Here is a 21135-nt window from a genome sequence, read left to right on the forward strand (position 1 = left end):
AACCGATGCCACCTTCCCCCACCACTCCGGAAGCCCTCTCCGCCTGCTTCACCCGGGCCGTCCAGGCGCAGCAGCGGGGCGACCGCGCCACGGCTGAAACGAACTATCGCGCCATTCTCGCCGCCGTCCCCAACCATCTGGATACGGCCCACAATCTGGCCATCCTGCTCGGCGACCAGCAGCGCCATGCCGATGCCCTGGCCCTGTGGCAGGGCGTACTGGAGGCCCTGCCGGACAGTATCGACGCCCGTATCGAGGCAGCCATGACTCGCATCCGCATGGGCGATGCGGCTGGCGCCAAAGCCGACCTGACCCAGGCAGCAGCGCTGCAGCCGGCAGATGACGACACCTGGCGCCGCATCGCCAGTGGTTTTGTCCTGCTGCGCAACTTTGCCGAAGCGGTGGATGCCTATACGGCGGCTCTCAATTGCAATCCGCAGGAGCCGCGCAATTACACGGCCTTCGCCTCCCTCTGCTCCCACCTGGGGGAATACGCGGTGGCTCGGGAACTGGCGGAAAGCGCCACCCGCATTGCCCCCGACCTGCTGTGGGCCTGGGTGGAGCTGGGCAACGCCCAGATGAAACAAGGCCAGGCAGCCGCTGCCGCCGCCAGTTTCAGCCAGGCCATCCGCATCGCTCCCCAGGACCCGGTGGGCTACTGCAACCTGGCCATCACCCAGATGGAATCCATGGACCTGGCCGCCGCCCGCCTCACCCTGGACCAGGCCCTGGCCCTGGACCCGGAACACCCCCTGGCCCGCTGGAACCGGGCCCTGGTGCTGCTCACCCTGGGCCAGCTGCGGGAAGGCTGGCCCGATTACGAATACCGGCGCCAGTCCAATATCCAGGGCGTCATCTACCGTCCCACCACGCCCCAGTGGCGCGGCGAGCCCATCGCCGGGCAGCGCATCCTGCTGCTCTGCGAACAGGGCCTGGGCGATTCCCTCCAGTTCATCCGCTATGCCGCCCTGCTGAAGCAGCGTGGCGCCTGGATTGCGGTGCGCATCCAGCCCCCCCTCAAACCCCTGTTTGCGGAACTGGACTGCATCGATGCCCTGATAGACGAGAGCGAAGCGGTGCCCGACACCGACTGGCACTGTCACCTGCTCTCCCTGCCCCTGGCCTTCAACACCGGGCTGGACGACATCCCCGCCAGGACGCCCTATCTGCGCGCCCCCCAGGTCAGCGCCGAGCGTTGGCAGCTGCGCCTCGCCGAGGTGCCCCGACCCCGGGTCGGCCTGGTCTGGGCCGGCGGCCGCCGCCAGCATATGGCCGATGCCGTGCTCCTCGATGCCCGGCGCAGTCTTCACCTGAGCCAACTGCTGCCCCTGGCCCAGGTGCCCGGCATCAGTTTCGTCAGCCTGCAAAAGGATGAAGCCGCCGCCCAGATTGCTGAGGTGGCCGGGCAGTGGCCCATCCTTGATTACAGCGGCGAACTTTCCGACTTCGCCGAAACAGCGGCCCTGGTGGAACAGCTGGATCTGGTCATCAGCGTCGATACGGCAGTGGCCCACCTGGCTGGTGCCCTGAACAAGCCCGTCTGGCTGCTCAACCGCTGGGATACGGACTGGCGCTGGCTGCTGCAGCGGGACGATTGCCCCTGGTATCCCAGCCTGCACCAGTTCCGCCAGCCCGGCCCCGGCGACTGGGAGAGCGCCATCGCCCAGCTGACAGCGGCGCTGAAGCAGTGGCACCAAGCCAGATGAGCACCGCCGAGAGCTACCTGCAGCGCGGCGCCGATCTCTTTGCCCGGGGCGAACTATCCGCTGCGGCCGCCGCCTTTGCCGCAGCCGCCGAACTGGCTCCCGCCGTCTGGCAAACCCATTACAACCTGGGCATGTGCCACGACCGCCTAGGTCAATGGGAAGCGGCCCTGACGGCATACCAGGAGGCCCATCGCCTGGCACCGACGGAAATCGCCTGCATCACCAACCTGGCCGCCTGCGCCTTCAATCTCGGCCAGTACGAACAGGCGCTGCAACTGGCCCTGCGCCATGTACAACTGGAACCGCTCAATCCCCTGGCCTACGACAACCTGGGCCAGATCTTCCAGCGCCTGGGCCAGTATGACAGCGCAGCCCAATCCTTCCGCAACGCCCTGATGTTGGCACCGGAGCATCCGGCCATCCACAACAATCTGGGACTGCTGCTGCAATCCCAGGACCAGACGGAAGAGGCCCGCCAGTCCTTCCTCAAGGCCCTGGAGCTGGCGCCGGGTCATGTAGACGCCATCACCAACCTGGGCGCCCTGCATTTGGCCCAAGGAGAAGTCGAGGCAGCACTGGAGCGCTATCGCCAGGCCCTGGTACTCACCCCGGACTCCGCTGCCGCCTGGACCAACCTGGGCAATGCCCAGAAAGCGGCTGGCCGCTACGCCGAAGCCCTCGCAGCCCACCAGAAGGCCGTGGCCCTGGCGCCCCAGTATGCCCTGGCCCACTGGAATCTTGCCCTCACCCTGCTGGCGGCGGGCCAGCTGCAGGCAGGCTGGTCCGAATATGAATGGGGTCCGGCCGTCGGTACCCGCACCCGCTTTGCCAATCGGCTGCCTCGCTGGCAGGGCGAAGCACTGGGCAAGCGGCACCTGTTGCTGCGAGCGGAACAGGGACTGGGCGACACCTTGCAGTTCTGCCGCTTCATCCCACAGCTACAGAAGCTAGCCCCCCACATCACCCTGGAATGCCCTGCCAGCCTGGTCCCCTTGCTGCGGCAACTGCCCGGACTGGCAACAGTGGTACCGCAAGGCCCGGATCTGCCGGAAGACGCCTGGGGTTGCGACTGCTATCTGCCCCTGATGAGCCTGCCCCATGTCCTGCATGCGGGACTGGAGGACCTGCCGGGAACCATGCCGTATTTGAAGGCACCAGCAGAGAGGCTGCCATGGTGGCAACAACAGCTGGGACGTCGCCGCGGACTACGCGTCGGGCTAGCGTGGGCCGGCAATCCGGCTCATCCGAACGACCGCTGGCGCTCCTGCCCGCCCGCGGATATGGCTGTCCTAGGCGAAATTCGCGGCGTTGAGTTCATCAGCCTGCAACTACCCCCCTCTGCCCCCCCCTTGCCGCTCCGGAATCTGGCAGCAGATATCGGGGACTTTGCCGATACGGCCGCCATTGTGGCCGAACTGGACCTGGTAATCTCCGTAGATACGGCAATCATCCACCTCGCCGGCGCCCTGGGCCGCCCGGCCTGGCTGCTTCTGGCTGCCGATGCCGACTGGCGGTGGCTACGGGAACGGCAAGACAGTCCCTGGTATCCGAGCCTGCGGTTATACCGGCAAAAAATGCCGGGGCAATGGTTGCCGGTTCTGGAAGCGGTGGCAAAAGACCTGTCAAATCTTGCCGGCGGCGTGATAACGCCCCGTGCATGAGCGTAAAGATGCCCTATCCACGGCCATTTCGAGGGCACACACAAAACACTGCCGGATAGCTGAAATATCGATGGCACGCCAGTTGCTTTAAGAGAGCCAGAACGGCATTTCCTATGGGAAATCAGCCGTATCAAATCTCTCTGGTAAGGAGCTAACAATGGCACTCATCGTCAACACCAATATTGCGTCGCTCAATGCGCAACGCAACCTGAGCACTTCCAATTCCGCTCTGGCCACCTCTCTGCAACGCCTGTCCTCCGGCCTGCGGGTGAATAGCGCCAAGGACGACGCCGCCGGCATGGCCGTCGCCGAAAGCATCACCAGCGGCATCCGCGGTAACAACCAGGCCATCCGCAACGCCAACGACGGCATCTCCGTCGGCCAGACGGCCGAAGGCGCCCTGGGCCAGATCGCCAACAACCTGCAGCGGATTCGCGAAATCTCCGTACAGGCTGCCAACGGTTCGATCAGCAACAGCAACCGCAGCCAGCTGCAAAAGGAAGTGGACCAGCTGACCCAAGAAATCAGCCGTATCGTTCAGACCACCGAGTTCAACGGTACCAAGCTGCTCTCCGGCGCTGCCACCATCACCTTCCAGATCGGCTCTAGCGGCACCACTGACAACCAGGTTTCGATCTCCACCACCAACCTGGCCCAGGCCGGTAGCGCCGGTCTCAACAGCTTCAGCGGCGGCCTGACGGCGACCGGCACCATCAACGTCACCACCTCCGCCGGCGCCTCTGCTGCCCTGTCGAAGCTGGACTACGACATTGCCCAGATTGCCAACCTGCGCTCCACCTACGGTGCCGTGCAGAACCGCTTCGAGGCCGTGATCGCCAACCTGCAGAACTACGTGGAAAACCTGACCGCCTCCAAGAGCCGCATCATGGATACGGACTTCGCTGCGGAATCCGCCCAGCTGACCCGTAACCAGATCCTGCAACAGGCCGGCACCTCGATCCTGGCCCAGGCCAACACCATTCCCCAGTCGGCACTGACGCTGCTGCAAGGATAAATATAGGCCGATAACGGCCACACAATTACCAGAGAGCATTCCAGGCACCGCCTGACTTCCCCGCCCGGGCCAAGCCCGGACAGGAAGGCAGCGGTGCCTTTTCTTTTTTTAACAAAAAATTTCCGAAGTTCAGGGCTAAAGTTCTACAGAGAGGGTCCGATAACAGTTTCAAAGGCGGCGGGCTTAGCCACCGATCCTTCGCTAGAAATAGCAAACTTTTAACGGAATCAAGGAGATAGTCATGGCAATCGTCGTCAATACCAATATTTCGTCCCTGAACGCACAGCGCAACCTGTCCACCACCAACAACGCCCTGGCCACCTCCCTGCAGCGCCTGTCTTCCGGTCTGCGTGTGAACAGCGCCAAGGACGATGCGGCCGGTTCCGCTATCGCCGAAGGTCTGACCAGCGCCATCCGGGGCGGCAACCAGGCTATCCGCAACGCCAACGACGGTATCTCCGTCGGTCAGACGGCTGAAGGCGCCCTGAGCCAGATCGCCAACAACCTGCAGCGGATTCGCGAAATCACCGTGCAGGCCTCCAACGGCTCCGTCAGCGACACCAACCGCAGCCAACTGCAGAAGGAAGTGGACCAGCTGACCCAGGAAATCAGCCGTATCGTTCAGACCACCGAGTTCAACGGTACCAAGCTGCTCTCCGGCGCTTCCACCATCACCTTCCAGGTGGGTTATAGCGGTTCCTCTGACAACCAAGTGAGCGTGGATACCACCGACTTGGCTGGCGCCGGCACCCTGAACACCTACAGCGGCGGCCTGACCGCTACCGGCACCGTCAATGTGACCACCTCCGCTGGCGCCTCTGCCGCCATCGCGAGCCTGGACTCCGACATTGCCCAGATCGCCAACATCCGCGCCACCTTCGGTTCCGTGCAGAACCGTTTCGAGGCTGTGGTGTCCAATCTGCAGAACTATGTGGAGAACCTGAGCGCCTCCAAGAGCCGTATCGTCGATGCCGACTTCGCCTCTGAAACTGCTACCCTGACCCGGAATCAGATTCTGCAGCAGGCGGGCACCTCCATCCTGGCTCAGGCAAACACTGTCCCGCAGAGCGCGCTGACCCTCCTGGGTTAATCCGCAAGCGGCAGTAGAAGTAAATAGCCGGGGTGGTAGCGGGCCTTGCTCGATACCCCCCGGCTTTGCATGAAGGAGACGAAAATGGACCTAAGCCCCATTAGTTCTGGCGTCCAAGCTAGCTACACACCCCCCAAGACGACCAACACGAAGTCGCCTGTGGAAGCTGGCACTGCCACCGCAACACCCTCTGCAGACACGAATCCCCAGGCCTTGAAGAAGAAAGAGGAAGTCGCACCGCCCTCTTCCAAGGACGACCGGAAAAACGAGTTGCAACAAGCCACCGAGCAAGCCAATCAGGCAATCAGCGGTTTGGGTAGCGACCTGAAGTTTTCCGTGGATGAAGATACCGGGATTGATGTCGTGAAGTTTATCGACACCGAAACCAAGGAAGTGATCCGACAAATTCCGGCACAAGAAATGCTTGTAATCGCAAAACGTCTCGACGAATTGCGGGGTCTGCTGATCAAGGACCAGGCCTGATTCGTTCGCTCACTCAGGACTTGTAACGGAGGAAAAAATGGGTATTTCTAGCGCAGGTGTTGGCTCCGGACTGGATGTCGAAAGTCTGATTACCCAGCAGGTCCAGGCTGAACGGACCAATCTGACGGCCATGGAGACGAAGAAGGAAACCTTCAACTCCCAGATCAGTGCTTACGGACAAATCAAGAGTTCTCTCGAAGCCTTCAAGACTGCGGTCGGCAACCTGAAGGAGAGTTCCGATTTTTCCGTTTCCAAGGCCACCTCCTCCAATACAGACCTGCTTACCGCAACGGCCGATTCCACGGCTGCCGCGGGCACCTACGACATCAAGGTGACCCAGCTGGCCCAGGCCGGTGTTCAGGCGTCGGCCAGCCAGGCCAGTGCCAAGACGGCCATGGGCGCCTCAGGCACTTTCACCCTGACCGCGGGTGACAAGAGCTTCGACATCACCCTGGAGAGCACCGACACCCTGGAAAACATCCGGGACAAGATCAATTCGGCCGTTCTCACTGGCGATGACGAAACCCAGGAAGTGGCCACGGCCACCATCGTCAACACCGGTAACGGATACAAGCTGGTTGTCGCCTCTTCCGAAAGAGGCACCGAAAACGCCGTCTCCATCGACAGCAACCTGAGCACTGCTCTCGGCGGCTTTACCGCCACCCAGACTGCCCAGAACTCCAAGTTCACGGTTAACGGCCTGGAAATCGAACGTGCCACCAATAGCGTGGATGACGTCATCGACGGCGTCACTCTCAATCTGGTGAAGGCCGACACCACCACCTCCCTGACCCTGACCGTGGGCAAGGACACTGACGCCATCACGACCAAGGTCAATGCGTTCATTTCCGCCTACAACAGCCTGGCCAGCACCATATCCGACCTGCACAAGAAGGGCGGAACCCTGGAAGCCGACAATACGGCAACCTCCGTGCTGTACCAATTGCAAAGCGTATTCAATGTACCGGCAAATATCGCCGGCAGCGATGTCAATTACCTGGCCCAGGTAGGCATCAGCTTCAAGAAAGACGGCACCCTGGCCCTGGACAGCACTGCCTTCACCAAGGCGCTGAAGAACAATGGCGACGCCGTGACCGCCCTGTTCACGGATACGGAAAAGGGCTTTGCACAGCGCCTTTACGACAGCGCATCGGACCTGCTGGGAACCAATGGTCTGGTAGCATCGCGGGTTAGCGGTCTGAATTCCCGGATCAGCATTCTGGACACCAACATCGACCGGGAAACCGTGCGTCTGGACAATTATGAAACCCGGTTGCGCAAACAGTATTCGGCGCTGGATTCCCTTATGGGAACGCTGAAGAACACCAGTAGCTACCTTTATTCTGCACTGTAAGGGGCTCACAGTAGGCCAATGCGGCAACCCTTAGGAAAATGTAAAGGATTCCATGTTTAATCAAGGGGTTCGAGCTTACGCCAAGATCAAGGTCGAGACTGCGGTAACCACCGCATCTCCCGTCCAGATCGTCGTCCTGTTGTACGAAGGCGCCATATCCGCCATCGCCACGGCCAAGGGCGAGATGGAGCGGCGCAATGTGGCGCAAAAGGCCAAGCTGATCAACAAGGCTATCGACATCATCGAAGGGCTGCGCAATGCCCTGGATTTTCAGCAAGGCGGGGACATTGCCCCGTCCCTCAATGATCTCTATCTGTACATGGTGCAGCGGCTCAGCATTGCCAATCTGAAGAACGACCCCTCCATCCTCGACGAGGTCAGCCGGCTTCTTACCGAACTGCTGGGGGCGTGGGAGATTTTGGCCAATGGCACGAATGCGCCAGCTGCAGACGTGGACGCGCCGCCTCCGGCCGCCGCAGGCAACATGCGGGGACAAGCCTAAATGTCTGCATCCCCGGATGTTCTTCAGTTGTTCAGCCTGATTCTGGACTCCTCGACCAAGATGCTCGAATTGGCCCAACAGGAGTCCTGGGACGCCCTAGTGGAACACGAGCAGCACCGGCGTCAGATTGTCGACGCACTGCGGAAATCCCTGGAAACCCAGGGAAAACCCAAGGATCCGGCAACACGCGCCAAGGCCGAAGAGTTGAACCAGCGCATTCTGGCTGCAGACGCCAAGACCCGCGAACTGGTACAGCAGGGAATGGCGGAAATCGACCAGCGACTCAACAGCGTCAGCACCTCGAAGAAGCTGCTGAACACTTACCTCGCTCCTTAACGGCAGGCAAGGGAACCTCCGGCCTCCCACCCTCTCTGGACTAGGCCATGATCCCCTCATCCGACCTCGTCAACCTTACCCGGCTGCGTCCCGCCACCGACGCGGGGACTCCTCAGGTCACACCGGCCCAAGGGGTGTCCGATTTACTCTCGGAGCTGGTGCCCGGGCAAAGGATAATGGCCGAAATTCAGGCCGTTTTACCCAATGGCACATACCGGGCCCTGATTGCTCAGCGCGAAGTCACTCTGGCCTTGCCCTTCTCGGCCAAGAGCGGCGACTCGCTGGAAATGGAAGTGGTGGAAAACAACGGCCGCACCGCTCTCGCGGTCGTGGCCAGAAGCGTACCGCAGGAAGGTGCGACGGAAAGCTCTGCAGCCACTTCACTCAGCCGAACCGGACAGCTGATCGCCACCCTCCTTACCGATGCTCCGGACAGCCCCAAGGATAGGGCAACACCGCTTAACGGCAACCATCCCCTGGCAACTTCGGAAAAATTGACTGGCGAGCAATTAGCTCCTCTACTCAAGCAGGCTGTCAGAAGCAGCGGCCTGTTCTACGAAGCCCATCAAGCCCGCTGGGCCAGCGGCCAGTTCAATCTAGCCGAACTGATGAAGGAGCCACAGGCCCAGGCCAGCCCGGCTCTCCTCCAGGGAGGCGCCCCCGCTCCCCAAGGGGCCACGGCAACCGTTCCACAGCCCCTCCCCACCTCCTCCGCCCAGACGCCCCAAGCCGGCAGTCCGGCCCCGACGGTAGCCAAGGTCATGGATGAGGCAACTGTTACCCAGGCGGCACCCCATCCATCAAGCCCACCCCAGTCCCAGAACCTGAGTGTCAGCACTTCTCTGTCGCCGGACCTAGCCCCCCTGATTCGTCAGCAACTCGAATCCCTGGCCAGCAATACTTATGTCTGGCATGGGCAGGTATGGCCCGGGCAAGAAATGCAGTGGGAACTAGTTGAAGAGGATGGCCGGCAAAACAGAAACACCGATGATGGCGAACCTGCCAGCACCTGGAACACCCAACTACGACTTAACCTGCCCCATCTGGGTCAAATCGTCGCCCGTTTGGGCCTGGCGGACCAGCAGGTAACCTTGCATCTGGCCGCAGCATCCCCACAGACCCGGGAACAGTTGATGGGCAACGGGCAGCAGTTGGCCAGCCAGTTTGAAGCAGCCGGACTCACCTTAGGCGGCTTCATGGTTGATAAGAATGAACCAGACACCACCCCCTGAGGACCGCCGTAGCGCCGTCGCTCTGGCCTATCTGGAGACCGATGCTGCCCCCAGGGTGGTCGCCAAAGGCCGGGGAGCGGTGGCCCAGGCCATCATCAACCGGGCCAAGGAACATGGGGTCTATGTGCATGAATCGCCCGAGCTGGTGGCCTTGCTCATGCAGGTGGATCTGGACGAGCGCATCCCCCCTCAGCTCTACCGGGCCATCGCCGAACTGCTGGCCTGGCTCTATCGACTGGAGCACGGCGACAACTCGCCACCACCGTTATTCCAAGCCCCAAGGGAGCAAACTGAGTAATAATGCAATTCTCTAGTCTGCTGCTTTTGTTTACACTTCAGCCTTGCCGAGAAAACCGAATAAACCATGACTGACAAGGCAAGCGAGCCCTTAGAGCCGGAAGCCCATCCTGTGCCACACCACCTAGACGTCGAAGACGACGACAATTACAGTCGCTACCTGCTTTACTCCAAGGCAGAAATTCTTTTCGTACTCAAGGCGCTGGTGCAAAAAGGGGTGATGATCACCGTTTATTTTGACGGTGGTAACTCCTTCCTGCTCACCTCGTTGAACCACATCGGTGCCGACGGGAATTCCCTGATATTCGACTACGGCAGCGACGACGAAATGAATCGCCGCGCCCTGCAGGCCGACAAGCTGGTATTCACCACGACCCTGGACAAGGTCAAGATTCAGTTCAGCCTGAAAGGCCTTACGCAGACGACCTTCGAGGGGCGTACCGCCTTTGGCGGCAAGCTGCCCGAGACCCTGCTGCGCCTGCAGCGCCGCGAGTATTACCGCCTTACCACCCCCATAGCCAATCCCATCAAGGTGTCGGTGGACGTCATTCTGGCGGACGGCACCAAGACCACTATCGAAGCCAACATGCTGGACATCAGCGGTGGTGGTATCGGTCTCATGCTGCCATTGTCCATGGGTGAAACCTTTGCCATCGGTAATGTTTTCCGCGATTGCAAGTTCACCCTGCCCGAGGAAGGACAGCTGGTCACAGCCCTTTCCGTACGCAACTCGTTCCCGGTCACCACCAAGACCGGCAGTCAGTACCTGCGCATCGGTTGCGAGTACGTTGATCTTCCGGGAACCCGGCTGACCATGATTCAGCGCTACATCACCCGGATCGAACGGGAGCGCAAAGCCCGGATCAGCGGACTGGAATAAGCAATCTGCCATTAGTAAAAAAGGCACCCGAGGGTGCCTTTTTTATTGCCTACGGCAGACTCACTCCTCCTTCATCGAGGCGGCGATACGCTTGGTCAGGGGATGCAGAAGGTAGGTAAGTACCGAACGCTCACCGGTCTTGATGACCACCTCTGCCGCCATGCCGGGCTGCAGATTGCGGTTGCCCAGCTTTTTCATGCCTTCGGGAGAAATGGAAATGCGCACCAGGTAATAGGAAGTCGGCTGGCCGGAACTGGGCTGATTTTCTGTAATCAGATCTGCCGAAATCGACTGGATGGTCCCTTCCACCAGCAACTGGGGAGAATGGGCAAAGGTGGTGAAACGGACATCAGTCGGCAGGCCCACCTTGATACGGTCAATCAGGTGGGGGGGTACCTTGGCCTCCAGCAACAGGGGTTCGTCAACCGGCACGATATCCATCAGCCGCTGGGCGGCCTGGACGACACCGCCAACAGTCTGGGTCACCAGACCAACCACCTGCCCGGCAACCGGAGAACGGATCTCCGTGTGCTCCAGTTCCTCGGTCACCGCCCGCAACTTGTCCTCGTCGACCTGAACATCGCGCTGCACGTCCGCCAGCAGGGTATCCACCTCCTTGCGGTATTCCTGCTGGCGCTGGATCAGGCGCATCTTCACTTCGGCGATGCCCTGACGCGACTTGATCAGGTTGCCATTCAGGTCCGCCAGGATGCTGCTGACCTCTGCGGCATTACGCTCCAGCTCCAGTTGCCTGGTCCTGGCCATGAAGCCCTGCTTCACCAGGTCGCTGATGCTCTTCAGCTCCTTTTCCAGCAAGCGCAGCTGGTTCCGGCGGCTCTCGATCATGCCCCCGTAGCCCGTGACCTGGGCCTCCTGGCCACGGATGGCCTCCCGCATTGCCTGCTGTTCGGCCTCGTAGGCCAATCTGCGGGACTGCAGCAACTGCTCCTGGGTAGCCATCTGCTGCCGGACCAGGGGGTCGTCCGCATATTTCAGGATATCTTCGTGAAAACCGATCTTGGTCGCCCCTGACTGCTCCGCCAGCAGCCTGCCCTCCACCGAACGCAAACTCAGATAGTGCTGACGAACCGCCTCGTAGTTGGCCCGGGCATTGGCATCCTCGAGCTTCAGCAGCAACTCGTTAGCCTGCACGTATTGGCCTTCCTTGACGTAGACCTCCCTGATGCGGCCACCAAGCAGGTGCTGGATCGTCTTGCGCTTGGTATCAATCGACACCACCCCCTGGGTCGGCACCCCTTCATCCAGTGGCGCCAGGGTAGCCCAGAGAAGCAGACCGCCAAAGCCTATTGCCAGCCCCCAGATGCCGATCCTTAGCGGCCTTTCCGTATCGGTTGGCAATGCGTCGTCAGCCAGGGGAGGAGGTGGTAGAAGAGAAGTTACGGTTGTCTTCAGACGCAACAGCAGGGATCCAAGCGACATAAATACCTTAAGCCGTAGCAGGGTGTTCATTCTAATCGGGTGGCAATGATTGCCCACCAAAAAAAACACCGGCCCGAGAGCCGGTGTTTTCAATGCCAGAGGCAATTAGCCGGTGACTTGGTGAAGATTGGCACCAATCAGCAACTGGGCATCTCCCTGGGTATAGATGTGATAGGTGACACCATCAATCACGGTCACGCCACCATCCGCCCATTGGCCCTGGGAGTTGTTGAGCTGCACAGTGTCATTGGCATCGCCCTTGACCACGATCTGCACATGGCCCTCGCCGGTCTGGGCGTTTTGCACCAGGTCGGTTACACCAAACTTCAGCACATCCTGGGCATTCACGATCAGCAGATCGCCATTTCCACCGTTACCGGCAAGGTTGATCTGGCCCAAGTTGCCTTGTTCAACCACAGCCTGATCCAGGGCGGAGAGGTCGATGACCCGATTCTGCCCTGCGCCAATCTGCAGCCAGACATCGGACAGCTCATGGGTTTGACCATCTGCCGTGGTGTAGCTGGAAACCAGACCAATCACGTTGCCGTTGTCACCGTCGACCGTCCGGGTCGCCCCAAGATTCAGGCTGGTAATCCCCAGATCGGCCAGCGTGTGCAGCTCGGAGGACTGGGATACGCCGTCTTGGTTGGCATCCACCCAAACTCGCAGATCGGCGAATCCGGCATCCTTGGCATCCACGACACCATCCTTGTTGCTATCCATGGTTTGCAGTGCCTGGAAGCCATCCACCGCGTTGCTGCCATCCGCCAGCTTGGTGCTGCTACCGAACAACTCGCTGCCATCGTTGATGGCGCCGTCGTGGTTGCGATCGATCGCCAGGAAGCCGTCCTTGGAGGAAATCCAGCCCACGCTCGACTGCTCACCCACGGCCCGCAGGTCGAAAGTGACACCGGCACTGATGTTCAGGGTATGGATGCCATCTCCATCCAGATCCAGCACCAACGGCGTCAGCGAGGCCAGATGAGGCATCTGCTCGGTCGTCAGGGCTCCCACCTGGGTGGAAGTCAGCGCGCAGGACTGAGTCGTGGTCAAGGCTTCAATCTGGGACGTCGTCAGCGCAACGATCTGGTCCGTGGTCAGACTCTGAATCTGCACAGTGCTGAGGGCCATCAGGTCCGTGGTTTCCAGGGCGGTGACCTGATCCGTGGAAAGCGAGGTCAGCTGGCTCGTCGAAAGAGCTCCAACCTGGGCCGATGTCAGCGCAGCAATCTGGGCAGTATCCAGCACGGACACCTGCTCCGTGGTCAGAACCACCAGATCACGCGTTTCCAGGGCCGCAATCTGCAGCGTACTCATCACGGTCAGCTGCTCGGTCGTCAGTGCCAGCACCTGGGCCGTCGAAAGCGCAGCAACCTGGGCAGTAGTCAGTGCCTGCAGATCGCTGGTCTCAATGGCGGCAACCGCTGCCGTACTCAATGCTCCGATTTCTGCCGTGGTCAGCGCCCCTACTTGCGCGGAGGTCAGAGCCACCACCTGCTCGGTGGTCAGTACCGCCACATCGCGGGTTTCCAGCGCCCGGATCTGTGTCGTCGTCAGCACGGCGATCTGATCGGTCGTCAGAGCCGTCACCTGATCCGTACCCAAAGCAGCCACGGAATTGACGGACAGGGCCGAAATATCGGTGGTTTCGATCGCCACAATCTGTGCGGTGGTCAGAACACTGACCTGTGTGGTGCTCAGGGCTTCCACCTGGGCAGAGCTGAGAGCCACCACCTGATCCGTGGTCAGCACCACCACATCGCGGGTTTCCAGCGCCCGCACCTGGGCCGTCGTCAGCACACCCAGTTGCTCCGTCGTAAGGGCAGCCACCGCGGCCGTCGTAAGGGCAGCCACCGCGGCCGTATTCAGCGCCGTCAGGTCACCCGTTTCGATCGCCACTACCTGGGCCGTCGTCAGGGCCCCTACCTGGCTGGTCTTCAACGCGCCGATCTGGCTCGAGGTCAGCGCCACCACCTGTTCCGTAGTCAGCACGCCCACCTGGGTCGTCGTCAGCGCGGCAACCGCCGCCGTGGAGATGGCACCGATGTCGGACGTTTCAATCGCCACGACCTGAGCGGTCGTCAGCGCTGCAATCTGGGCCGTGGTCAGGGCGCCCAGCTGACTAGAACTCAGGGCCACCACCTGCTCGGTGGTCAGCACTGCCACGTCACGGGTTTCCAGCGCACGCACCTGGGCCGTCGTCAGCACGCCCAACTGTTCGGTCGTCAGTGCTGCTACCTGGTCAGTCGTCAGCGCTGCAACACCCGCTGTGGATAGCGCCCCCACATCGGAAGTTTCGATCGCCACGACCTGAGCCGTGGTCAGGGCACCGATCTGGGCCGTGGTCAGGGCGGCAATCTGGCTCGAAGTCAGCGCCACCACCTGATCCGTGGTCAGCACCGCCACATCACGGGTTTCCAAGGCCGTAATCTGGCTCGTCTTGAGGACGCCGATCTGTTCCGTCGTCAGGGCAGCCACCGCAGCCGTCGTCAGGGCAGCCACCGCGGCCGTGTTCAGCGCCGTGAGGTCACCCGTTTCGATCGCCACTACCTGGGCCGTCGTCAGGGCCCCTACCTGGCTGGTCTTCAACGCACCGATCTGGCTCGAGGTCAGCGCCACCACTTGTTCCGTGGTCAGCACGCCCACCTGGGTCGTCGTCAGGGCGGCAACCGCTGCCGTGCTCAGGCCGGAGATGTCCGTCGTCTCGATCGCCACAATGGCCGCCGTGTTCAGCGCGCCAATCTGGGCCGTGGTCAGAGCACCCAGCTGGGTCGAGGTCAGCGCCACCACCTGTTCGGTGGTCAGCACCGCCACGTCACGGGTTTCCAGCGCACGCACCTGGGCCGTCGTCAGCACACCCAACTGTTCGGTCGTCAGCACCGCGATCTGGGCGGTGTTCAGCGCCGCCACTGCTGCCGTGTTCAGGCCGGAGATGTCCGTCGTCTCGATCGCCACAAGTTGAGCCGTGGTCAGAGCACCGATCTGAGCCGTGGTCAGGGCGGCAATCTGGCTCGAAGTCAGCGCCACCACCTGCTCGGTGGTCAGTACCGCCACGTCGCGGGTTTCCAGGGCAGCAATCTGGCTCGTCTTGAGGACGCCGATCTGCTCCGTCGTCAGGGCAGCCACCGCAGCCGTCGTCAGGGCAGCCACCGCGGCCGTGTTCAGCGCCGTCAGGTCACCCGTTTCGATCGCCACTACCTGGGCCGTCGTCAGGGCCCCTACCTGGCTGGTCTTCAACGCACCGATCTGGCTCGAGGTCAGCGCCACCACCTGTTCGGTGGTCAGCACGCCCACCTGGGTCGTCGTCAGGGCGGCAACCGCTGCCGTGCTCAGGCCGGAGATGTCCGTCGTCTCGATCGCCACAATGGCCGCCGTGTTCAGCGCGCCAATCTGGGCCGTGGTCAGGGCACCCAGCTGGGTCGAGGTCAGCGCCACCACCTGCTCGGTGGTCAGCACCGCCACGTCGCGGGTTTCCAGCGCACGCACCTGGGCCGTCGTCAGCACACCCAGTTGTTCGGTCGTCAGCACCGCGATCTGGGCGGTGTTCAGCGCCGCCACTGCCGCCGTGCTCAGGCCGGAGATGTCCGTCGTCTCGATCGCCACGATGGCCGCCGTGTTCAGCGCGCCTACCTGGGCCGTCGTCAGGGCACCCAGCTGGCTCGAGGTCAGCGCCACCACCTGCTCGGTGGTCAGCACCGCCACGTCGCGGGTTTCCAGCGCACGCACCTGGGCCGTCGTCAGCACGCCCAGCTGTTCAGTCGTCAGCACGCCCACTTGGGCGGTGTTGAGCGCCGCCACCGCGGCCGTGTTCAGGCCGGAGATATCCGTCGTCTCGATGGCAACGATCGCTGCGGTGGACAAGGCGCCAATCTGGCTGGTCTTCAACGCGCCGATCTGGCTCGAGGTCAGCGCCACCACCTGTTCCGTGGTCAGCACGCCCACCTGGGTCGTCGTCAGGGCGGCAACCGCTGCCGTGCTCAGGCCGGAGATGTCCGTCGTCTCGATCGCCACAATGGCCGCCGTGTTCAGCGCGCCAATCTGGGCCGTGGTCAGGGCACCCAGCTGGGTCGAGGTCAGCGCCACCACCTGCTCGGTGGTCAGCACCGCCACGTCGCGGGTTTCCAGCGCACGCACCTGGGCCGTCGTCAGCACACCCAGTTGTTCGGTCGTCAGCACCGCGATCTGGGCGGTGTTCAGCGCCGCCACTGCCGCCGTGCTCAGGCCGGAGATGTCCGTCGTCTCGATCGCCACGATGGCCGCCGTGTTCAGCGCGCCTACCTGGGCCGTCGTCAGGGCACCCAGCTGGGTCGAGGTCAGCGCCACCACCTGCTCGGTAGTCAGCACTGCCACGTCACGGGTTTCCAGCGCACGCACCTGGGCCGTCGTCAGCACGCCCAGCTGTTCGGTCGTCAGCACGCCTACCTGGGCCGTGTTCAGCGCCGCCACCGCGGCCGTGTTCAGGCCGGAGATGTCCGTCGTCTCGATGGCAACGATCGCTGCGGTGGACAAGGCGCCAATCTGGCTGGTCTTCAACGCACCGATCTGGCTCGAGGTCAGCGCCACCACCTGTTCCGTGGTCAGCACGCCCACCTGGGTCGTCGTCAGGGCGGCAACCGCTGCCGTGCTCAGGCCGGAGATGTCCGTCGTCTCGATCGCCACGATGGCCGCCGTGTTCAGCGCGCCAATCTGGGCCGTGGTCAGGGCACCCAGCTGGGTCGAGGTCAGGGCCACCACCTGCTCGGTGGTCAGCACCGCCACGTCACGGGTTTCCAGCGCACGCACCTGGGCCGTCGTCAGCACGCCCAGCTGTTCGGTCGTCAGCACCGCGATCTGGGCGGTGTTCAGCGCCGCCACTGCCGCCGTGCTCAGGCCGGAGATGTCCGTCGTCTCGATCGCCACAATGGCTGCGGTGGACAAGGCACCGATCTGGGCCGTCGTCAGGGCACTCAGCTGGGTCGAAGTCAAGGCTTCTACTTGGGCCGTCGTCAGCACCGCCACGTCACGGGTTTCCAGCGCACGCACCTGGGCCGTCGTCAGCACGCCCAGCTGTTCGGTCGTCAGCACGCCTACCTGGGCCGTGTTCAGTGCCGCCACTGCCGCCGTGTTCAGGCCGGAGATGTCCGTCGTCTCGATGGCAACGATCGCTGCGGTGGACAAGGCACCGATCTGGGCCGTCGTCAGGGCTCCCAGTTGGCTGGAAGTCAGGGCAGTGACCTGGTCAGTGGTCAGCACCGCCACATCACGGGTTTCCAGGGCGGCAATCTGGCTCGTCTTGAGGACGCCGATCTGCTCCGTCGTCAGGGCAGCCACCGCAGCCGTCGTCAGGGCAGCCACCGCGGCCGTGTTCAGCGCCGTCAGGTCACCCGTTTCGATCGCCACTACCTGGGCCGTCGTCAGGGCCCCTACCTGGCTGGTCTTCAACGCACCGATCTGGCTCGAGGTCAGCGCCACCACCTGTTCCGTGGTCAGCACGCCCACCTGGGTCGTCGTCAGGGCGGCAACCGCTGCCGTGCTCAGGCCGGAGATGTCCGTCGTCTCGATCGCCACAATGGCCGCCGTGTTCAGCGCGCCAATCTGGGCCGTCGTCAGAGCACCCAGCTGGGTCGAGGTCAGGGCCACCACCTGCTCGGTGGTCAGCACCGCCACGTCACGGGTTTCCAGCGCACGCACCTGGGCCGTCGTCAACACACCCAGCTGTTCGGTCGTCAGCACCGCGATCTGGGCGGTGTTCAGCGCCGCCACTGCCGCCGTGTTCAGGCCGGAGATGTCGGAGGTCTCGATGGCAACGATCGCTGCGGTGGACAAGGCGCCGATCTGGGCCGTCGTCAGGGCGCCCAGTTGAGCCGAACTCAAAGCAGCCACCTGCTCGGTATTCAGCACCGCCACGTCACGGGTTTCCAGGGCGGCAATCTGGCTCGTCTTGAGGACACCGATCTGTTCCGTCGTCAGGGCAGCCACCTGTGCCGTCGTCAAGGAGGCAATTTGGGCTGCGGACAGGGAAGTCGTAAGTGCAGTGATATCAGTGGTTTCGATGGCCACGATCTGGGCCGTGGTCAGAGCACCGATCTGAGCCGTGGTCAGGGCGGCAATCTGGCTCGAAGTCAGGGCCACCACCTGCTCGGTGGTCAGCACCGCCACATCACGGGTTTCCAGGGCGGCAATCTGGCTCGTCTTGAGGACGCCGATCTGCTCCGTCGTCAGGGCAGCCACCGCAGCCGTCGTCAGGGCAGCCACCGCGGCCGTGTTCAGCGCCGTCAGGTCACCCGTTTCGATCGCCACTACCTGGGCCGTCGTCAGGGCCCCTACCTGGCTGGTCTTCAACGCACCGATCTGGCTCGAGGTCAGGGCCACCACCTGTTCCGTGGTCAGCACGCCCACCTGGGTCGTCGTCAGGGCGGCAACCGCTGCCGTGCTCAGGCCGGAGATGTCCGTCGTCTCGATCGCCACAATGGCCGCCGTGTTCAGCGCGCCAATCTGGGCCGTCGTCAGAGCACCCAGCTGGGTCGAGGTCAGGGCCACCACCTGCTCGGTGGTCAGCACCGCCACGTCACGGGTTTCCAGCGCACGCACCTGGGCCGTCGTCAGCACACCCAGCTGTTCGGTCGTCAGCACCGCGATCTGGGCGGTGTTCAGCGCCGCCACTGCTGCCGTGTTCAGGCCGGAGATGTCGGAGGTCTCGATGGCAACGATCGCTGCGGTGGACAAGGCGCCGATCTGGGCCGTCGTCAGGGCTCCCAGTTGGCTGGAAGTCAGGGCAGTGACCTGGTCGGTGGTCAGCACCGCCACATCACGGGTTTCCAGGGCGGCAATCTGGCTCGTCTTGAGGACGCCGATCTGCTCCGTCGTCAGGGCAGCCACCGCAGCCGTCGTCAGGGCAGCCACCGCGGCCGTGTTCAGCGCCGTCAGGTCGCCCGTTTCGATCGCCACTACCTGGGCCGTCGTCAGGGCCCCTACCTGGCTGGTCTTCAACGCGCCGATCTGGCTCGAGGTCAGCGCCACCACCTGTTCCGTGGTCAGCACGCCCACCTGGGTCGTCGTCAGGGCGGCAACCGCTGCCGTGCTCAGGCCGGAGATGTCCGTCGTCTCGATCGCCACGATGGCCGCCGTGTTCAGCGCGCCAATCTGGGCCGTGGTCAGGGCGCCCAGCTGGGTCGAAGTCAAGGCTTCCACCTGGGCCGTCGTCAGTACCGCAATGTCACGGGTTTCCAGGGCACGCACTTGGGCCGTCGTCAGCACGCCCAGCTGTTCGGTCGTCAGCACCGCAATCTGGGCGGTGTTGAGCGCCGCCACTGCCGCTGTAGACAGGCCGGCAATATCAGAGGTCTCGATGGAAACGATGGCCGCCGTGGACAAGGCACCGATCTGGGCCGTCGTCAGGGCGCCAAACTGGCTCGAGGTCAGGGCTGCCACCTGCTCGGTGGTCAGCACCGCTACATCACGGGTTTCCAGCGCACGCACCTGGGCCGTCGTCAGCACACCCAACTGCTCAGTCGTCAGCACGCCCACTTGGGCGGTGTTCAGTGCCGCCACCGCGGCCGTGTTCAAGCCGGAAATGTCGGAGGTCTCGATGGCGACGATGGCCGCCGTGGACAAGACACCGATCTGGGCCGTCGTCAGGGCGCCCAGTTGAGCCGAACTCAAAGCAGCCACCTGCTCGGTGGTCAGCACCGCCACGTCGCGGGTTTCCAGCGCACGCACCTGGGCCGTCGTCAGCACGCCCAGCTGTTCGGTCGTCAGGGCAGCCACCGCAGCCGTCGTCAGAGCAGCCACAACAGCCGTATTCAGCGCCGTCAGGTCGCCCGTTTCGATCGCCACTACCTGGGCCGTCGTCAGAGCCCCTACCTGGCTGGTCTTCAACGCGCCGATCTGGCTCGAGGTCAGCGCCACCACCTGTTCCGTGGTCAGCACGCCCACCTGGGTCGTCGTCAGGGCGGCAACCGCTGCCGTGCTCAGGCCGGAGATGTCCGTCGTCTCGATCGCCACAATGGCCGCCGTGTTCAGCGCGCCAATCTGGGCCGTGGTCAGAGCACCCAGCTGGGTCGAGGTCAGGGCCACCACCTGCTCGGTGGTCAGCACCGCCACGTCACGGGTTTCCAGCGCACGCACCTGGGCCGTCGTCAGCACACCCAGCTGTTCGGTCGTCAGCACCGCGATCTGGGCGGTGTTCAGCGCCGCAATACCGGCTACCGACAGAGCTGAAATATCCGAAGTTTCAATGGCAACGATGGCCGCCGTAGACAAGCCCCCCACCTGAGCCGTGGTCAGAGCAGCAATCTGGGAGGACGAAAGCGATTCAACTTGACTGGTGGTCAGCACAGCCACATCGCGGGTTTCCAGGGCAGCAATCTGCCGGGTGCTGAATACATTCAACTGCGCCGTCGTCAGCGCCGCCACCTGATCGGTACCCAAAGCCGCAACAGCGGCAACGGAAAGGGCAGAAACATCAGACGTTTCGATTGCCACCACCTGCTCGGTCGTCAGGGCGGCAATCTGGGTCGTGCGCAAGGCGGCAATCTGGGCAGAGCTCAGCGCGGCGATCTGATCAGTGGTGAGAACAGCCACATCGCGAGTTTCCAGCGCGGCAATCTGGCTGGTTTTGAGAACTGCAATCTGCTCGGTGGTAAGGGCAGCCACCTGAGCCGTATTCAGCGCTGCGGTCGCAGCAGTAGACAGACCAACAATATCCGTCGTTTCAATCGCGGCAATCTGGGAGGTCGTCAGGGCGCCAACCTGGGTGGTCTTCAAAGCGCCGATCTGGGCAGAGGTCAACGAAACAATCTGGGAGGTCGTCAGGGCAGCGACCTGGGAGGTTGTTAGTGAGCCAACCTGATTCAAAACCTTGAGCACCGCGATGTCAGCCGTTTCCATCACGACCAACTGCGCCGTATTCAAGGCTGCAATCTGGGTAGAGGTGAGCGCCATTACCTGAGTTGTAGTCAGGACCGGCACTTGCACCGTAGTCAGGGCCGCTATGTCAGCCGTAGTAAGGGCAGCGATCTGCGAAGTAGAGAGGGCCGCGATCTGAGCCGTGTTCAATGCGGAAATTACACTCATTTTTTTGCCCTTTTTTTGGAAGACAGCGCTCTGACTAATAACGTAAAGACACGTAAAGCGCACGATACACCATTGCGCCGATTCA

The 21135-nt window shown here is 62.5% G+C and carries 13 protein-coding genes and 1 pseudogene; 11 read left to right on the forward strand and 3 right to left on the reverse strand.

Annotation, left to right across the window (positions count from 1 at the left end):
* Positions 1-5: 5 nt before the first annotated feature.
* The 11 genes from ACLSSQ_RS13140 to ACLSSQ_RS13190 all read left to right on the forward strand — a co-directional run bounded on the left by ACLSSQ_RS13140 (position 6) and on the right by ACLSSQ_RS13190 (position 10556).
* Positions 6-1706, forward strand: coding sequence for a tetratricopeptide repeat protein (locus ACLSSQ_RS13140; protein WP_416242944.1), 1701 nt, complete (start codon positions 6-8; stop codon positions 1704-1706).
* The gene (locus ACLSSQ_RS13145; protein ID WP_416242945.1) at positions 1703-3367 is read left to right on the forward strand and encodes a tetratricopeptide repeat protein; all 1665 of its coding nucleotides are present in this window, start codon (positions 1703-1705) and stop codon (positions 3365-3367) included. Before ACLSSQ_RS13140 ends, ACLSSQ_RS13145 begins: the two co-directional genes overlap by 4 nt.
* Positions 3368-3524: 157 nt before the next feature.
* A complete protein-coding gene (locus ACLSSQ_RS13150) occupies positions 3525-4382 on the forward strand; it encodes a flagellin (protein WP_416242946.1) in 858 nt (285 codons plus the stop codon).
* 241 nt (positions 4383-4623) lie between these two features.
* A complete protein-coding gene (locus ACLSSQ_RS13155) occupies positions 4624-5472 on the forward strand; it encodes a flagellin (protein WP_416242947.1) in 849 nt (282 codons plus the stop codon).
* Between the two features lie 159 nt (positions 5473-5631).
* Complete coding sequence (locus ACLSSQ_RS13160) at positions 5632-5955, forward strand: flagellar protein FlaG (protein ID WP_416242948.1); 324 nt, start codon at positions 5632-5634, stop codon at positions 5953-5955.
* A gap of 37 nt (positions 5956-5992) precedes the next feature.
* Positions 5993-7309, forward strand: coding sequence for a flagellar filament capping protein FliD (gene fliD / locus ACLSSQ_RS13165; protein WP_416242949.1), 1317 nt, complete (start codon positions 5993-5995; stop codon positions 7307-7309).
* Positions 7310-7361: 52 nt separating this feature from the next.
* The gene (fliS, locus tag ACLSSQ_RS13170) at positions 7362-7811 is read left to right on the forward strand and encodes a flagellar export chaperone FliS (protein WP_416242950.1); all 450 of its coding nucleotides are present in this window, start codon (positions 7362-7364) and stop codon (positions 7809-7811) included.
* Positions 7812-8147 carry a flagellar protein FliT gene (locus ACLSSQ_RS13175; protein WP_416242951.1) on the forward strand — a complete coding sequence of 112 codons (336 nt, stop codon included), beginning with the start codon at positions 7812-7814 and terminating at the stop codon, positions 8145-8147.
* Positions 8148-8194: 47 nt separating this feature from the next.
* Complete coding sequence (locus ACLSSQ_RS13180) at positions 8195-9379, forward strand: flagellar hook-length control protein FliK (RefSeq protein WP_416242952.1); 1185 nt, start codon at positions 8195-8197, stop codon at positions 9377-9379.
* Positions 9357-9677 carry an EscU/YscU/HrcU family type III secretion system export apparatus switch protein gene (locus tag ACLSSQ_RS13185; RefSeq protein WP_014236861.1) on the forward strand — a complete coding sequence of 107 codons (321 nt, stop codon included), beginning with the start codon at positions 9357-9359 and terminating at the stop codon, positions 9675-9677. The genes ACLSSQ_RS13180 and ACLSSQ_RS13185 overlap by 23 nt, the downstream gene beginning before the upstream one ends.
* Positions 9678-9743: 66 nt before the next feature.
* The gene (locus ACLSSQ_RS13190; protein WP_014236860.1) at positions 9744-10556 is read left to right on the forward strand and encodes a flagellar brake protein; all 813 of its coding nucleotides are present in this window, start codon (positions 9744-9746) and stop codon (positions 10554-10556) included.
* A gap of 60 nt (positions 10557-10616) precedes the next feature.
* Here the strand turns inward: ACLSSQ_RS13190 and ACLSSQ_RS13195 are convergent, their stop codons facing one another.
* From ACLSSQ_RS13195 to ACLSSQ_RS13205, 3 genes and pseudogenes are all read right to left on the reverse strand, one after another.
* Positions 10617-12026, reverse strand: a complete 1410-nt coding sequence (locus ACLSSQ_RS13195; RefSeq protein ID WP_416242953.1) for an HlyD family type I secretion periplasmic adaptor subunit — start codon at positions 12024-12026, stop codon at positions 10617-10619.
* Between the two features lie 75 nt (positions 12027-12101).
* Positions 12102-20144, reverse strand: coding sequence for a hypothetical protein (locus ACLSSQ_RS13200; protein WP_416244293.1), 8043 nt, complete (start codon positions 20142-20144; stop codon positions 12102-12104).
* A gap of 18 nt (positions 20145-20162) precedes the next feature.
* Positions 20163-21050, reverse strand: a pseudogene (locus ACLSSQ_RS13205) (heme utilization protein); the annotation flags it as partial.
* Positions 21051-21135 lie beyond the last annotated feature (85 nt).

This window comes from Azospira sp. APE16 (assembly GCF_047901315.1).
In the GTDB taxonomy this organism is placed as follows: Bacteria; Pseudomonadota; Gammaproteobacteria; order Burkholderiales; family Rhodocyclaceae; genus Azospira; species Azospira oryzae.

What these genes read in the sequence shown, in the direction of transcription:
- ACLSSQ_RS13145 (WP_416242945.1), top strand. Translation starts at nt 1,703, where the DNA reads ATGAGCACCGCCGAGAGCTACCTGCAGCGCGGCGCCGATCTCTTTGCC.
- ACLSSQ_RS13180 (WP_416242952.1), top strand. Translation starts at nt 8,195, where the DNA reads ATGATCCCCTCATCCGACCTCGTCAACCTTACCCGGCTGCGTCCCGCC.
- ACLSSQ_RS13190 (WP_014236860.1), top strand. Translation starts at nt 9,744, where the DNA reads ATGACTGACAAGGCAAGCGAGCCCTTAGAGCCGGAAGCCCATCCTGTG.
- fliS (WP_416242950.1), top strand. Translation starts at nt 7,362, where the DNA reads ATGTTTAATCAAGGGGTTCGAGCTTACGCCAAGATCAAGGTCGAGACT.
- ACLSSQ_RS13175 (WP_416242951.1), top strand. Translation starts at nt 7,812, where the DNA reads ATGTCTGCATCCCCGGATGTTCTTCAGTTGTTCAGCCTGATTCTGGAC.
- ACLSSQ_RS13195 (WP_416242953.1), bottom strand. Translation starts at nt 12,026, where the DNA reads ATGAACACCCTGCTACGGCTTAAGGTATTTATGTCGCTTGGATCCCTG.
- ACLSSQ_RS13185 (WP_014236861.1), top strand. Translation starts at nt 9,357, where the DNA reads ATGAACCAGACACCACCCCCTGAGGACCGCCGTAGCGCCGTCGCTCTG.
- fliD (WP_416242949.1), top strand. Translation starts at nt 5,993, where the DNA reads ATGGGTATTTCTAGCGCAGGTGTTGGCTCCGGACTGGATGTCGAAAGT.
- ACLSSQ_RS13140 (WP_416242944.1), top strand. Translation starts at nt 6, where the DNA reads ATGCCACCTTCCCCCACCACTCCGGAAGCCCTCTCCGCCTGCTTCACC.
- ACLSSQ_RS13150 (WP_416242946.1), top strand. Translation starts at nt 3,525, where the DNA reads ATGGCACTCATCGTCAACACCAATATTGCGTCGCTCAATGCGCAACGC.
- ACLSSQ_RS13155 (WP_416242947.1), top strand. Translation starts at nt 4,624, where the DNA reads ATGGCAATCGTCGTCAATACCAATATTTCGTCCCTGAACGCACAGCGC.